15 protein-coding genes are annotated in these 14,756 nt (G+C 52.9%); 3 read left to right on the top strand and 12 right to left on the bottom strand.

Features of this window, described 5'->3' with window-relative positions; translation table 11 throughout:
• Nucleotides 1-297: 297 nt before the first annotated feature.
• The 9 genes from TOI97_RS07370 to TOI97_RS07330 all read right to left on the bottom strand — a co-directional run bounded on the left by TOI97_RS07370 (nt 298) and on the right by TOI97_RS07330 (nt 8,107).
• Entirely contained in the window at nt 298-1,572 is a 1,275-nt protein-coding gene (locus TOI97_RS07370; RefSeq protein ID WP_321553481.1) for a dihydroorotase, read from the bottom strand.
• Nucleotides 1,572-2,582 carry an aspartate carbamoyltransferase catalytic subunit gene (locus TOI97_RS07365; protein WP_321553480.1) on the bottom strand — a complete coding sequence of 337 codons (1,011 nt, stop codon included), beginning with the start codon at nt 2,580-2,582 and terminating at the stop codon, nt 1,572-1,574. Before TOI97_RS07365 ends, TOI97_RS07370 begins: the two co-directional genes overlap by 1 nt.
• Before the next feature lie 12 nt (nt 2,583-2,594).
• Nucleotides 2,595-3,104 (bottom strand): bifunctional pyr operon transcriptional regulator/uracil phosphoribosyltransferase PyrR, encoded by a 510-nt coding sequence (gene pyrR, locus TOI97_RS07360; protein WP_321553479.1) that lies wholly within the window; start codon nt 3,102-3,104, stop codon nt 2,595-2,597.
• 18 nt (nt 3,105-3,122) lie between these two features.
• On the bottom strand, nt 3,123-3,572 hold the full coding sequence (gene ruvX / locus TOI97_RS07355; protein ID WP_321553478.1) for a Holliday junction resolvase RuvX: 450 nt from the start codon (nt 3,570-3,572) through the stop codon (nt 3,123-3,125).
• Complete coding sequence (locus tag TOI97_RS07350) at nt 3,569-4,135, bottom strand: YqgE/AlgH family protein (protein WP_321553477.1); 567 nt, start codon at nt 4,133-4,135, stop codon at nt 3,569-3,571. The genes ruvX and TOI97_RS07350 overlap by 4 nt, the downstream gene beginning before the upstream one ends.
• A gap of 176 nt (nt 4,136-4,311) precedes the next feature.
• Entirely contained in the window at nt 4,312-5,403 is a 1,092-nt protein-coding gene (locus TOI97_RS07345) for an energy transducer TonB (RefSeq protein WP_321553476.1), read from the bottom strand.
• 30 nt (nt 5,404-5,433) lie between these two features.
• On the bottom strand, nt 5,434-6,390 hold the full coding sequence (gene gshB, locus TOI97_RS07340) for a glutathione synthase (RefSeq protein ID WP_321553475.1): 957 nt from the start codon (nt 6,388-6,390) through the stop codon (nt 5,434-5,436).
• A gap of 208 nt (nt 6,391-6,598) precedes the next feature.
• Nucleotides 6,599-7,462, bottom strand: coding sequence for an endonuclease/exonuclease/phosphatase family protein (locus TOI97_RS07335; protein WP_407651335.1), 864 nt, complete (start codon nt 7,460-7,462; stop codon nt 6,599-6,601).
• 15 nt (nt 7,463-7,477) lie between these two features.
• The gene (locus TOI97_RS07330) at nt 7,478-8,107 is read right to left on the bottom strand and encodes a thiol:disulfide interchange protein DsbA/DsbL (protein WP_321553473.1); all 630 of its coding nucleotides are present in this window, start codon (nt 8,105-8,107) and stop codon (nt 7,478-7,480) included.
• Nucleotides 8,108-8,503: 396 nt separating this feature from the next.
• Between TOI97_RS07330 and TOI97_RS07325 the strand changes: the two genes are divergently transcribed.
• The gene (locus TOI97_RS07325) at nt 8,504-9,367 is read left to right on the top strand and encodes a LysR family transcriptional regulator (RefSeq protein WP_321553472.1); all 864 of its coding nucleotides are present in this window, start codon (nt 8,504-8,506) and stop codon (nt 9,365-9,367) included.
• 306 nt (nt 9,368-9,673) lie between these two features.
• Here the strand turns inward: TOI97_RS07325 and TOI97_RS07320 are convergent, their stop codons facing one another.
• The 3 genes from TOI97_RS07320 to ccoN form a co-directional block, all read right to left on the bottom strand.
• Complete coding sequence (locus TOI97_RS07320) at nt 9,674-10,792, bottom strand: HPP family protein (RefSeq protein WP_321553471.1); 1,119 nt, start codon at nt 10,790-10,792, stop codon at nt 9,674-9,676.
• A gap of 99 nt (nt 10,793-10,891) precedes the next feature.
• A complete protein-coding gene (locus TOI97_RS07315; RefSeq protein WP_321553470.1) occupies nt 10,892-11,086 on the bottom strand; it encodes a hypothetical protein in 195 nt (64 codons plus the stop codon).
• A gap of 3 nt (nt 11,087-11,089) precedes the next feature.
• Complete coding sequence (gene ccoN / locus TOI97_RS07310) at nt 11,090-12,523, bottom strand: cytochrome-c oxidase, cbb3-type subunit I (RefSeq protein ID WP_321553469.1); 1,434 nt, start codon at nt 12,521-12,523, stop codon at nt 11,090-11,092.
• A 311-nt stretch (nt 12,524-12,834) separates the two neighbouring features.
• Here ccoN and TOI97_RS07305 point away from each other — a divergent pair, with 311 nt between their 5' ends.
• Together TOI97_RS07305 and TOI97_RS07300 are read left to right on the top strand one after the other, a co-directional pair.
• Nucleotides 12,835-13,797, top strand: coding sequence for a CobW family GTP-binding protein (locus tag TOI97_RS07305; protein WP_321553468.1), 963 nt, complete (start codon nt 12,835-12,837; stop codon nt 13,795-13,797).
• A 75-nt stretch (nt 13,798-13,872) separates the two neighbouring features.
• Nucleotides 13,873-14,748 carry an alpha/beta fold hydrolase gene (locus TOI97_RS07300; protein WP_321553467.1) on the top strand — a complete coding sequence of 292 codons (876 nt, stop codon included), beginning with the start codon at nt 13,873-13,875 and terminating at the stop codon, nt 14,746-14,748.
• Nucleotides 14,749-14,756 lie beyond the last annotated feature (8 nt).

Here is a 14,756-nt window from a genome sequence, read left to right as displayed (position 1 = left end):
GGCTGTAAGTTTGGATGCTTAATATCCGGATGGATTTTATTTTAGAAGACTTTATCGGACGATTTATACATGTTTTTGTGTTTTTTGTTGCGGGCGTTGTTGCTGAGCCATGTTGAGCGGCTTTTTAGCGAACCATTTTAGCGAACAAGGGCAGGGCTTGGCCGGTGGTGTGTTTACGAGCTGTTGGTTGAGTGGGCTGTTGATGGGGCGTTTTGGTCGGCTGCTAGGTGCCGGATTCAGGAGGCACCTGTTCGCCAAAAATGACCGACCTACAGGGGCGCTGTAGGTCGGGACGGTTTAGACGTTTTTATGGGTGATGCGACCGTTGAGGATGGTGTAGCGTACCGCGCCAGGGAGCACGTGACCCATGAAGGGGCAGTTGCTGCCTTTGGACTGCCAGCTTTCCCCGACGACTGTTTGCCCTTTAGGGTCAAAGAGTACGATGTCGGCATCGGTGCCGACGGCCAAGGTGCCGGCCTTTAAGCCAAGGGCTTTGGCTGGACCGCAGGTGAGGCGTTCTAGAGCAGTCGGCAGATCAAACACGCCTTCTTCCACGAGGCTTAACGCCAGTGGTAACAAGAGTTCAATGCTGCTGATGCCGGGCTCGGTGGCAGCAAAAGGGTCCAATTTGGCATCGTCTTCGTGCGGCTGGTGATGGCTGGCAATGGCACTGATCACACCGCTTTTCACCGCTTCGCGCAGGCCTTGTCGATCTTCATAGGAACGAATCGGTGGCTGCACGTGGTAGAGGCTAGAGAAATCCGCGAGGCCTTCATCGGTGAGGATCAATTGATACATGGCCACGTCAGCGGTCACTGGCAGGCCGCGTGCTTGTGCTTTTGCAATCAGTTGAGCACCGCGTGCTGTGGTGATTTGACTGAAGTGGGCACGCACACCGCTTTGCTCAACTAAGAGTAAGTCACGAGCCAGAGCTACAGTTTCGGCGGTTTCTGGAATGCCCGCTAAACCACGGAAGTTGGCCACTGGGCCTTCATGGGCGATACCGCATTCGGCCAGATCAGAATCTTGTGATTTCAATACCACGGTTAAATCAAAGGTGGCGGCATATTCCATGGCGCGGCGTAAAACGCGGTTGTTCTTAAACTGCACCAAACCATTGCTGAAGGCAACGCAGCCGGCTTTGTGTAGCGTGAAGATTTCTGCCAATTGCTCGCCTTCTAAACCCTGACTGAAGGCACCTAAAGGAAACACTTTGGTGGAGCCTTCATCACGGGCTTTATCCAAGATCAATTCCACCACCGCTGGGGTGTCAAGAATCGGCTTGGTGTGCGGGGTGCAGCATAAGCTGGTGATACCACCGGCCGCTGCAGCGCGGGTTTCGCTGGCAATGGTGCCTTTGCGGCTGTAGCCCGGTTCACGTAGCGAGGCTGCAACGTCGACCAAGCCTGGGGCTGCAATCAGGCCGTTACCATCAATCATATGGTCGGCGACAAAGTCGCGTGGGGCTTCGCCAATGGCGATGATTTTACCGCTGCGAATGAAAATATCGGCTTGTTGATCCGTTTTGCTGGCAGGATCAATTAAGCGGGCACCGTGAATCTGAATGTGCATTAACGTGACTCCTGCTTTTCTGCATCTAGTGCGCGTTGTTCGTTTTGACCGCTCATGGTCATGGACAAAACTGCCATACGAATGGCAATACCGTAGGTGACTTGGTTAAGGATCACGGAGCGATCACAGTCAGCAACAGCGGAGTCAATTTCTACACCACGGTTGACCGGGCCAGGGTGCAGGACGATGGCTTCAGGGTGGGCCAGGGCGAGGCGTTGTTCGGTGAGACCGTACAAGCGGTAGAACTCACCTTGGCTCGGCAGCAGGCCACCTTGCATGCGCTCGCGTTGCAGGCGCAGCATGATGATCACATCTACACCTTTTAAACCTTCGTTGATGTCGGTGTAAACGTTCACGCCATATTGTTCAATGCCGATTGGCAGCAGGGTTTTTGGAGCAATCACGCGGATGTCTGGGCAACCGAGGGTTTTCAGTGCCAGCATGTTGGAGCGGGCTACACGTGAGTGCAAAATGTCACCGACGATGGCAACTTTCAGGTTTTCCACATCGCCTTTGTGTCGACGAATCGCCAACATATCCAGCATGCCTTGGGTGGGGTGTGCATGACGGCCATCACCGCCGTTGATCACGGCAACGTTTGGGCTGACGTGTTCGGCGATAAAGTGCGCTGCACCTGAGTCTGAGTGGCGCACAACAAACATGTCGGCGGCCATGGCTTCAAGGGTGCGCAAGGTGTCGGTGAGGGTTTCACCTTTGCTGGTGGATGAGGTGGTGACGTCCAAGCTGATGACGTCCGCTGACAGACGCTTGGCCGCCAGCTCAAAGGTGGTACGGGTGCGGGTGGAGTTTTCAAAGAACACGTTGCAGACGGTCATACCGCGCATTAAAGGAACTTTTTTCACCGCACGTGCGCCGACTTCAAGAAAAGAGTCGGCGGTATCTAAAATTTCGGTCAGCATGCTGCGAGGCAGGCCGTCGAGAGAAAGGAAGTGGCGCAAACGACCATGGTCGTTCAGCTGCAACGGGCACGTTAGTGAGGGAGGCGTCATTGCGTAGGTACTCTATAGGTGGTCGATGGTTTGCAGTTGGATGGCCAACGGTTCGGGTCCGGTTAATTTTACCCGCTGATTTCGTTCAAGTGAAAGCGTTTCACCGACAATGTCCGGACGGATCGGTAGTTCGCGGGCGTTTAAGTCCAGCAGGCACACTAAGGTGACACTGGCAGGACGGCCATAGTCGAAAATTTCGTTGAGGGCGGCGCGAATGGTGCGGCCACTCATGAGTACGTCGTCAATGAGTACCAAGTGTTGGTTTTCGATATCAAATGGCAGTTGTGATGGGCGCACTTGTGGGTGCAAGCCGCGGCGGCTGAAGTCATCGCGGTAAAAAGAGACATTGAGAATGCCCAACGGCTCTTCGCTGCCCAGCTCTTTGAGGAGTTCATTGGCCACCCAGACACCGCCGGTATGGATACCAACAAAACGCGGGTCATCAATGTTTTGTGCCTTTAAGTGAGCTTCTAGCTCACGGGCTATTTGTGGAATCAATACAGCTGTATCGGGTAAGTTCATTGCACTAAACTCCAAGCATCAAGAGCGGCTGGTGCTGTGTTGCTCCAGCCAGCCTTGCAGTAATAAAGCGGCTGCGAGGGCGTCAACAGGTTGCTCTCTATAGCTGCCTCGTTGTTGTCCTTGTGAGAGACGCTGGCCTTTGGCTTCAAAGGTGGTCAAGCGTTCATCATGGGTGTGGACAGGTAAGTTAAAACGGCCGTTTAAGCGGCGCGCAAATTTTTCCGCACGCACACACATATCGCTGGGCGTGCCGTCCATATTGAGTGGCAATCCTACAACAAGTGCGTCGGGCTGCCACTCTTTTATTAAAGCTTCAATTTCATCCCAGTTGGGAATGCCATCGCGCGCTTTGAGATTACATAATTCGCGGGCATTTTGAGTGACCATTTGCCCAACGGCAACCCCTATTTGCTTGGTGCCGTAATCAAAACCTAAAAGTAATTGGGGTGTGGCGTGTTTATCACTCATGCATGACCTACGTGGTGGCTTAAACGGTCGAGATCAACACCCAATAAAGCGGCTGCCGCACTGCGGCGCTCTTCCACTGGGGTGGAGAAAATAATCTTTGGATCGGCTTTGCACGACAGCCAGGCATTTTCACGCAGCTCGTTTTCCAACTGGCCCGCGCTCCAACCTGCATGACCTAAGGTGAGGAGGCTGGGGTTGGGGCCGGTGCCTTCGGCCAACGCTAAGATGGCATCTTGTGAGGCTGTTAAGGCCAACTCGCCAAAGGCGGTGGTGCCGGCATAGTTGTGTTTGGCTTCGTGCAGGACAAAACCGACGTGGGGTTGTACGGGGCCACCAATGAAAATCGCTTGATCATGGGCTGGGTCCAGTGGTCCTTTGTCTGGCTGCAATTGCTCATACACATCCGAGAGTTTTAAGCCGCTAGGCAAGTTAACCGTTAACCCCAGCGCACCTTCTGCATCATGGGCCAAGATGTACACCACTGAGTCTTTGAAAAAAGGGTCGGTGAGTGTGGGCATGGCAATCAGAAAGTGTCCAACAAGGGATAAAAAGTTAGATGTCATAGTATGTCCAATAAGCGAATAAAGAGACTGCTCAAAAGGAGCCTAAATAGTATCGCAGATTATTGACGGGTTTATCAGTTTCACGCCAGTGTTGGTGCTTTTTTAGGTGCTCAAACCTACTAGCGATCGTTTTAACGGGCTTGTGTTTTCTGCTCCTGCGCTAGCCTGGGCGCCTGTTACTGACTGGACAGGCGGTCGCCACGGTTGAAATACCAGTTACGGATGATTTCGATTTGATCGTATTTGGCCGCCAGTTCATTGCTAAAAGGCGCGTAAGGGGCCGACATGCGGATGATATTGAGTGCGCCTTGATCCAAGATGGCGTGCCCAGAGGATTGCACAATCTGTGCCTGCTGCAGTGAGCCGTCGCGGTTGATCAGCACCCGGACGCGCAAACGTCCGTACAGGCCTTGGCGGCGGGCGGCGTCAGGGTAGTTCAGGTTACCAATGCGCTCCACTTTTTTACGCCAGGCGTCGCGGTACCAGTAGCTGATATCACGTTGATCGGTGGATCGTTGATGACGGCTGATGCGCGAGTGGGGTGCATTGAGCGACTGACGGCTTTGGATCTTGGCCAAGCTGGCGGACAGCTGGTCACGGCTGAACGACAGGGGTTGAGTGCCGGTTGCAGTGGCGGGGGCCTGAGGCGCTGCTGGCTTGGCAGGGGGTGTAGGTTGTGTGGCCCGCTGAGTGCTGGGCCGAGGCGTGGGTTGTGCTTTGGCCACCGGTTGTGCCGCCTTGGGCTGAACCACGGCTTGGGGTTTGGGTTGTGGTTGAGGTGGTGTTGCCTGTGCAGCTTGAGGCGTGGGTTTGGGCGCCGCAGGCGTTGTTTGAGTGTGTGGCGCTACGACTGCAGCCGCAGGCTTGCTGGGCTCGGCGGGCTCGGCTTTGGGCTGAGATGGCGCAGCAGGGCTGGGCTCAGGCGCAGTGCTAGGGGCAGTAGGTTGAGCAGCCTCTAGTGCAGGTGTTGCAGTCTGTGTGCTGGGCGAATCCAGTGCCGGTGCATCGGGATCTGTGGTGTTTTGGCCAGCGCTAAAGCTGACCAAGGTGACATCCAGTTGAGTGCTAGGTTGAGGTTGGGGCTTGGGTGAAGCATTAAACTGCACAATCACTGCCAAGTGCGCCAATGCCGCTACCACGAGGGCTACTGCTAAGCGCTTGGCATGGCTTGGCGTCGTTTTAGGTTGGGCAAAAGGGTTATCGGCAGAGAATGTCATAGGGCACTCGGCAACGGGACTGACAGGTGCACCACTTGTACAGGCTGACAAAGACAGCCGTCCAAGCGGTGCAGGTTGTGCTTAAGCGCGTTGAGCCAGCTGTTCAGCAATGGCATCCATCAGTTGTTCGCCAATTTTAGTGTCAAAGGCGTCATCAATTTCACGGATACAGGTTGGGCTGGTAACGTTGATTTCGGTGAGGTGTTCACCAATCACATCTAAGCCAACAAACAATAAGCCACGCTTGCGCAGCTCAGGGCCCACTTGTTCAGCAATCCAACGGTCTTTATCGGTGAGCGGTTGCGCCACACCACGACCACCAGCGGCCAAGTTACCACGGGTTTCGCCGGCTGCGGGAATGCGCGCCAAGCTGTATGGAATCGGCTCGCCATTGATCATCAGAATGCGCTTGTCACCGTCTTTAATGGCTGGCAAGTATTTTTGCGCCATGATTTGCTGTGTGCCGTGGGCGGTCAGGGTTTCTAAAATCACTGACAGGTTCGGGTCGCCCTTCATGTGACGGAAAATTGAGGAGCCGCCCATGCCGTCTAAAGGTTTTAGAATCACGTCGCTGTGCTTTTCAGCAAAGGCACGCAATACATCGGCCCGGCGGCTGACTACTGTGGCGGGTGTGCACTGTGGGAATAGGGTGGCGAACAGTTTTTCATTGCAATCGCGCAGGCTTTGCGGGCGGTTCACCACTAGGGTGCCGGCTGTTTCAGCCTGTTCGAGCAGGTAGGTGCTGTAGAGGAATTCGTTATCGAAAGGCGGATCTTTACGCATCAAAATGACGTTGAGGTCGGACAATGGTGCGTCGATTTCGGCTTCAAGCTCAAACCAAGAGTCTGGATCATTGAATACTTTTAGTGGACGCATGCGTGCGCGGGCTTCGCCGGCCTCTTGGTAAAGGTCTTGCTGTTCCATGTAAAACAAGGTCCAGCCCCGTGCTTGGGCAGCCAATAGCATGGCCAGCGAGCTGTCTTTCTTAAATGCAATATCCTCAATCGGATCCATTACAACGCCAACACGAACCTGCATGATAGTGCTCCAATAAAAATGTAAGTGGCTAATGATGCACTCTAGTTTACGTGAATAATAGTTCAGCGTGCGATCTCATCAGCGTATGGTTAAAGAATAGTCAATCGATTGTCATGGGCAATGCTGTGCGGCATTTCGCTCCTTGGCTCAGGGGCTGTTGCGCTGCATTGAGTGCCGCTGTTGCCGCGACCTGAAGCCAGAGTTGGGTTTAAGCTTGTGTTGTGCTCTGCTCGTTAGGCAGGGCAAGCGGTTCAGGCAGAATAATATCCATGGCCACAGGTAAATGGTCGGACACTGAAAATGGCAGCACCGACATGTTTTCAATGCCCAACTCAGGGCTGATCAAAATATGATCTAAACAACGCTGGGGCTTCCAACTGGGGAAGGTGGCGCAAATTTGGGGTGCGCGTAAGTCCATACTGCTCAAAGGGGAGTTAATCAGCAGGTTTTCTGCATGGGTGTTCATATCGCCCATGAGCACAATGTGTTTGTAGTCACTGACAATTTCACGGATGTAACCCAGTTGTAAGTTACGTGCGCGGGTGCCAAGGGCTAAGTGCATCGACACCACAGCAATGGCATTGTCACCTTCGCCAAACTTGGCCAAAATCGCCCCGCGTCCGGCCGGCCCAGGCAGTGGGTGATCTTCAAGGTGTTGGGGTGCCACACGGGTGAGTAGGCCATTACTGTGTTGCGCAAAGGGCCCTAAGTTACGGTTACGTTGCTGATACCAGTAGGGGAAATTACCCAACTGTGCCAGCTGTTGTACTTGGTTGATATTGCCGGAGCGTAAGCTGCCGCCGTCGGCTTCTTGTAAGGCAACAATGTCGTAGTCGCCCAGTAAAAAGCCGATTTTTTCCAGATTACGGTAGCGTTCTTGGTGCGGCAGTAAATGCTTCCAACTGCGGGTGACATAGTGCCGGTAGGCACTGGTACTGATGCCAACTTGAATATTAAAGCTCAGCAGGCGGATGCGCTGCCCATCACGGGGCAACGCATCGGGACGGCTCAGCCGATTGTAGTTGGCATCGCATAAGATAATTGATCGTTCTTTGCTAAAGCGACGGGGCATCAGCACAGCGGTATCCTATTCAGCTTGACGTTCTTTTTCGATCAGCGCATCGGCAACATCGACGGTTTGTTGTAGACCGCCGGTCATGCCTAAGTCAAAGCGGTATTTGCCATTGATGACCATGGCAGGTACGCCACTGACTTGATAGGCCAGCGCTTGTTTCTTGGCTTTTTCCATTTTGCTTTTCACGCTAAAGGAGTCCCAAGTTTTCAGGAACTGTTCTTTATCCACGCCTTGGCTGGCAACAAAGTTGGCAATTTCAGTGGTGGTGCTGAGTTTGCGGCCCTCGTTGTGGATTGCGTTGAAAATGCTGTCGTGCACTTTGGGATCAGCTTGCAGGGTTTCTAAGGTGTAGTAGAGCTGACCGTGCAAGTTCCACAGACCACCAAACATGGCGGGTACGCGAATAAAGTTCACATCTTCAGGCAGGGTTGCTGACCATTGCTTAAGGGTGGGCTCTAACTGGAAACAGTGTGGGCAACCGTACCAAAATAAGGCGGCAGCTTCGACTTTTTCAGGTTGTGCAGTGGGAACAGGGCTGCTCAAAGTAATGTAATTCGTACCTTCAACCGGCGCCTGCGCATACACAGTAGGGCCGACCAGGCTGGCGCCTACTAATACAGCTGATAGAAGCAATTTGCGCATTGTGAAACTCCGTTAAGTTTTTGTGAGCGAGTAAATGTAAAGTATTAACCCTTTAGACCCTTGGATCTTCGACCGGTTCCGGTGTGATTCGTGTCACCATCGGCGAGTTGGGGCTTGAGTCATCTTGCAAATGCTATTGTAGCCCAGCTCGTAGCAATAGGCCGCCCTTAAATCTGAGCTGAGGGCTGCGGGGCAAAACGACAGGTGCGAGGCTGAGCATTTGGACAGGTAGAGATTGGGCTAGCTTTGAGTGAGCCGATATGAGGGGGATACTTGAGAGGCTTGGTGGATTACCGCATGAATACAAGCCACGGGGGTTTGGCGTATGCTGCAGTGGTTGCGCTGGCTTCGAGAGCGCAATGCAATGGATGAATTCAATCAGCATGAGGTGTAGCAATGGATATTGAGCTGGCTCGAACATTTTTAGCCATTGTGCGCTGTGGCAGTTTTATTGCGGCTGCTGAGCAGTTGTGTGTCACTCAAACCACGGTGACTGCACGCATTAAAAACCTGGAATCTCAGCTGCAGTGTCCGTTATTTGTCCGCAACCGTGCCGGTGCCAGTCTGACTGTGCATGGTGAGCAGTTTGTGCGTTACGCCCATCAGTTGTTGCAAACTTGGGAGGCAGCGCGTGCGGCCTTGCCTTTCCCTGAGCAGCTGCGCGTGCAGGTGCGTTTGGCCGCGGAAACCAGTTTGTGGAATCCCTTGCTTAAAGATTGGTTCACCCAGTTGTCGCAGCAGCGCAGTGATTATGCGGTGCACGCCAGTGTGCATGATGCGGAGACCTTGCGGAAGAAACTGGAAACTGGTGAGTTGGATGCAGTGCTGATGCATGAGCCACACTATTGGCCGGGCTTGCAGGTGGAGCAACTGCTCGAAGAGAAGTTGGTTCAGGTGCAGTCAGTGAAGATGCCCGAACCATATATTTATGTGGATTGGGGGATTTTATTCCGTCAGCAACATGATGCCGTGTTACCGGAATACGCTCACAGTGCCTTGCGTTGTAATGTGGGGCCTTTGGCCTTGCACACTTTGCTACAAGAAGGCGGGCGAGGGTATTTTCGTACGCGGGTGGTGGAGCCGCATCTGGCAGAAGGCCAGCTGCAGCGCGTTGCGCATGCCCCTGAGTTTTCTTGGCCGGTGTATTTGATGTATGCCAGTGACCAGCCCAGCGCCGCTTTGCTGGAGGCTTTAACTGTTTTGAAAAACCTAATGCAAAACGACTCGAACTGGCGACAAACTCAAGATCAGTTGTTCTAAGAAACTACCCACCCCTTTAGAAGTGGGTTCCTAAGTGATGCACAGACTGGGGGAGTGCGCTGCACCCAGCAGAGGTTATGCAAATTGATTCGGCTCATTCCCTCGCACCCTGGGGGTTCTAGAACTGATAATCCGTAGCGCAATCCTTCTTTGAGGATGTTGATACTGGCGCTGTCATCACCATCTAGGACAAGGTTTCAGCTTGGGCCTTACTACTGCCGCATGGCAAGGGTGAGTTCACCCTTAGCATGCACATGATCGCAGCCTGGGCAGCGCTTAGAGGCGGGGGATCCTGCTGGGTCATTGTTAAAAGCGGATCAACCAGCTGCGGTACAGTGCGGCAATCAAGTCCGACTGAGTGACAATGCCTGCCAACTGCTGCTTTTCATCCACCACTGGCATGTTGTGCAACCCTTTATCACTGAGCAAGGTGATCAGCTCGGTTAAGGGGGTATTGAAGCTCACGGTGATGACGTTTTTGGTCATGATGTCTTTTAGGCGTCGATTGCGCAGGTAACGCAGGCGATGAAAGCGACTGCTCGGGGCTTCCAATTCAAAATAGTGGAGCAAATCCACTAAGGTGATAATACCCACTAAACGCTGATATTGATCCACCACCGGTAAAGCATTGAGGCGGTATGTTTTGAGCAGGGTCCAAGCCTCTTCAATCAGCATATCGGGCTGCCCTGTACGTAAATCCCGTGACATGATGGCGCCGGCCGTGATGTTGTTGGTGCGGCGTTTGAAGGTGTGGGATTCAGTCAAGCGCAGTAATTCTTCTAAGTCCTCACGGCGCACATCCACATAGGTGCCAAACTCTTCTAAGGCTTTGTCTAAGTCTTCTTCGTTAAAGCTGGTACGCGCACTGGGGACGGGGTCTGCGGTGTCACGCACGCTTTCCTGTGGTGGAGCAATGGGGCGCGGGTAAGGTGTGCCGGTTAGGTTGTTAAAAATCATCGCTAAACACAGCAAAATCAAAGATTGGCTGGCCACAGGAATGAGCACCGCAAAACCTAGCGCATGCAAGGTGGGGTCTAAAGTGACCGCTAAAGCAATGGCGCAGCTGGGTGGGTGCAGGCAGCGTAATGACAACATGCAAGTGATGGCGCTGCACACCACGATGGCCGAACGTACCACTGGGTCATTGATATAGAGGGCTGCGATCACACCAATACTGGCAGAGATTAAGTTACCTGCCAGCATCGACCACGGGTGGGCTAAAGGTGTCGCTGAGGTGATAAATAGCAGTACCGCAGAGGCGCCCAGTGGCGGTACCAAGCTGAAGGCAATGTCCGTACCAAACAAGTAATGGGTGCAGAACACACAGAGCAGAACGCCCAGAAAGGCGCCGGCTGCTGCGCGTAACCATTGCTTGGCAGGAATGTTCAGTGACAGTGGGGTAAAGGCTTTAATCCATGCACGCACAGGCAATTGTCCAAGGGTTAGATAAAAACGGAAAAAGCAACGGCACTTTAAGTACCGTTGCTAGTGAGTGATGCAATGTGTGTTGTCAGCTGTTGAATACTAGGCCTGCAAAGCGCATTGCTCGGCTAAATGTTCGGGTAAACAAGGGCGACCTGTTTCCTGTTCTACGCGCCTAGCCGCAGGACGGTCATCGGCAAAGGGCAGCATGGCTGCATGGTCCATGTCCAGTTGACTGATGTGGCGTAGACACCAATAACAGGCAGCGATACACAGCAATCCCATGAGTATAAACATCTGTTAAATCTCCGCAGGTTGCGTCACAGCTGCAGACTGAGGTGCAGCTTGGCGCAAGGTGAGCCAAGTATTAACCAGCATAATGAACACGCCTAGAACAAAGAGCGAACCACCCAGTAGACGTGCGATGTAGCCGGCATGTGAAGCCTGTAATGCCTCCACAAAGGAGTAGGATAAAGTGCCATCGGTGTTGATGGCGCGCCACATTAAGCCTTGGGTAATGCCATTGACCCACATGGCGGCAATATAGATCACAGTCCCTGCTGTCGCCAACCAGAAATGCAGGTTAATTAAACCAATGCTGTACATTTGTTTATGGTTCCACAGGCGCGGGATCATGTGATACAGGCTACCAAAACTGATCATGGCGACCCAGCCTAATGCACCAGCATGCACATGACCAATGGTCCAGTCAGTGTAGTGCGATAGGGCGTTAACAGTTTTGATCGCCATCATAGGACCTTCAAAAGTCGACATGCCGTAGAAAGCCAGTGAAACCACTAAGAAGCGCAGAATGGGATCGTTCCGTAATTTATGCCAACCGCCAGATAAGGTCATCATACCGTTGATCATCCCACCCCAGCTGGGCGCTAAGAGGATCACGGACATGGCCATACCTAAGCTTTGTACCCAGTCCGGTAAAGCAGTGTAGTGCAAGTGGTGTGGGCCGGCCCAAATGTAGATCGAGATGATGGCCCAGAAGTGCACAATGGACAGGCGGTAAGAGTAAATCGGACGGCCCACTTGTTTTGGCACAAAGTAATACATCATGCCCAGAAAACCGACCGATAAAATAAAGCCCACCACGCTATGACCAAACCACCATTGCACCATGGCATCGGTAGCGCCGGCATAGACTGGATAAGACTTCATCAAACTGACTGGAATGGCGATATGGTTGATGATGTGCACCATGGCGGTGACCACAATAAAAGCACCGTAGAACCAGTTCGCAACGTAAATATGGGAGGTTTTACGGCGCATGATGGTGCCAAAAAACAGCCAAGTGTAAATCAGCCACAGTACCGTCAACACTAAGGCCAGGGGCCACTCCATTTCTGCGTATTCTTTACTGGTCGTGTAACCCAAGGCATAGCTGAGGACGGTGGCTACTAGCATGGCCTGCCAGGCCCAAAAGAAGACGCTTGCAGCACTGTCTGAGGGCAGCCGCGCATAGCTGGTGCGCTGCACAATAAAGAAAGATGTGGCGATCAGCGCACAGCCACCAAAGGCGAAAATCACCAAGTTGGTATGGATGGGGCGGATACGACCAAAACTGGTCCAAGGCAGATTCAGGTTGAGCTCGGGCCAGACCAACTGGGCCGCTAAAATCGCGCCCATACTCATCCCTAAGAAGCCCCAGATTAGAGTCGCGATAGTGAATTGCCGGACCACTTTATAGTTGTAAGCGATGGGCTCTTGAGTTGTTGTATTCATGATTGTTTTAGCGCTTAGACCCGAGTCTGCGAGAGTGATTGGCAGCTGCACGAGTAACGCCACCCTCCTGTGTGGTTGATGGAGTCTGCGCTGATAAAGCTGGTAAGGCTCAGCTTATCCTATGGCAGTTGAATGGGGTTATGTTAGGGTGCCCTTTGAGTGGTATCTAATGAATATTACCTGCATTTAATATCAATATTATTGCTTTATACAGGTTCGCTACCGTTACGGAACACTCCAAAAATAGCGACCCCTGAAGGCTGTTTTGTTAAGGTAGCGCATTCTCATTCATTGTTAAGGCGGTCTGGGTGATGTTGCAGCATATTCCTACCCATGTGATTTGTGGTGCGCTCGGTGCGGGTAAAACCAGTGTGTTGCGCAATTTGATGGCGCAGCGACCTAGCACGGAACGTTGGGCAGTGTTGATCAATGAGTTCGGAGATATTGGTTTAGACAGTGCTTTGCTCGATACAGGTGACGCAGGTGTGAGTTTGACCGAAGTCGCGGGCGGCTGTGTGTGTTGTGTCAATGGTGTGCCTTTTCAGGTGGGATTAGTGCAGTTATTACGTAAAGCTCGACCGGATCGCTTGTTTATTGAGCCTTCGGGCTTGGGGCACCCGTTACAACTGTTGGACCAGCTGCGCGATGTACCATGGTTGGATGTGTTGGCCGTGCAGCCAGCGGTTGTGGTAGTGGATGCGCAGCGAATGACGGCTTCTGAGGCTGTGGCGCAGGTGGATCCCCAATTGCTGGCGCAGACGGGCGTTTTGCTGGTGAATAAATGCGATACAGGTAGCGCTGAACACGCCAAGCATTGGCAAGCCGCTTTTGCTTCGGTGTCGGTGTATTGCACCCGTCAGGGCCAGCTGCCTTATGCATTGTTACCGGGCCATGAGCAGCGCGCCGGTGTTCCAGTCGAAGATCGTTTTGGTCAGCAAAGCGCACCTGTAGGCGCTGTTTGGACGGATCCACAGCAACCCCTGTGCTCGGTGAATACTCAAGGTACCGCTTGGAGCATTGGCTGGCGTTGGCACCCGACACAGCATTTTGAGTTGATGCGGGTACAAATGTGGCTCAATGGCATGGCGTGGCAGCGTGCTAAATGTGTTTTACACACTAACGCGGGTTGGTTGTCCGGTAATGCTGTAGCGGGGCAGATCATTCATTGGCAAAACAGCGAATGGCGTAAGGATTCACGTTTAGAGCTGATTTTTGCTCAACCACAGGATGCGGAACAGCTGTCTGCTGAGCTTGCTGCGTGTCGGGTTGGTTAACTAGCAGCACTGTAACCTCGGCCCTTTGTCACCATGAATCACGTAAAACTTCAAATAATAAAGGACGCATTGAGCATGAATTTACAACAATGGTCACAACCCACATCGGCACAGTTGACCTTACGTGGCTGGCATAGCGTGCCATCGGGCAAGCCGGTGTTGCATTTTTTGCATGGCAATGGTTTTTGTGGGCGGGTGTATACACCGCTGTTGGAGTTGTTGAGTGCCGATTATGATCTGTGGTTGTGTGATATTCAGGGCCATGGTGACAGTGATTTAGGCGAGCGGTTTTTAGGCTGGAATCGCAATGCCGCTTTGGCGGTGGAGGTGTTCAACGCACAGCGTGCAATTTTTGCGGATGCGCCGGTGTATGCCGCAGGGCACAGTTTTGGTGGGGTGCTAACCAGTTTGATCATGGCTCAGCATCCACACTTATTTCGTGCAGCAGTGCTGTTGGATCCGGTGATTTATACACCGCGTCTGCAGTTACTGATGCGCACCGCTGATCGCCTGGGTGTGACCATTAATCAAGTGGCAAAAAAGACACTGAAACGCCGTCGGCATTGGCCCGATCGTGCCGCAGCCTATGCAGCCTTGACCGGACGCGGGGCTTTTCAAGGTTGGGCACCAGAAGCTTTGGCGTCTTTTGTGGATTATGCTCTGCGCCCGGCCGCAGAAGGTGGGGTGGAGTTGAAATGTCCCCCAGAATTGGAAGCGCGGATCTTTGCTTCGGCACCGAGTCGTTTGTGGTCATCCTTGCGCCGGGTGCAAACGCCTGCCTTGTTTATGTATGGCGCACACAGTTTTCCTTTTGTGCCGAAGTCGGCGCAATTGTGGGCGCAAAAAAATGAGCAGGTGCAGTTGGAGCAAGTGCCCGGAGGGCATTGTTTTATGCAGCAAGACCCAGCGTTGGCTGCGCAGCATACCTTAGCTTTTTTAAGCCGCTATTAAAGTCGCGA

Origin of the sequence: Denitrificimonas halotolerans (assembly GCF_034259425.1) — a bacterium.
GTDB classification, from domain to species: domain Bacteria; phylum Pseudomonadota; class Gammaproteobacteria; order Pseudomonadales; family Pseudomonadaceae; genus Denitrificimonas; species Denitrificimonas halotolerans.
This window is presented reverse-complemented; position numbering and strand designations above follow the sequence as displayed.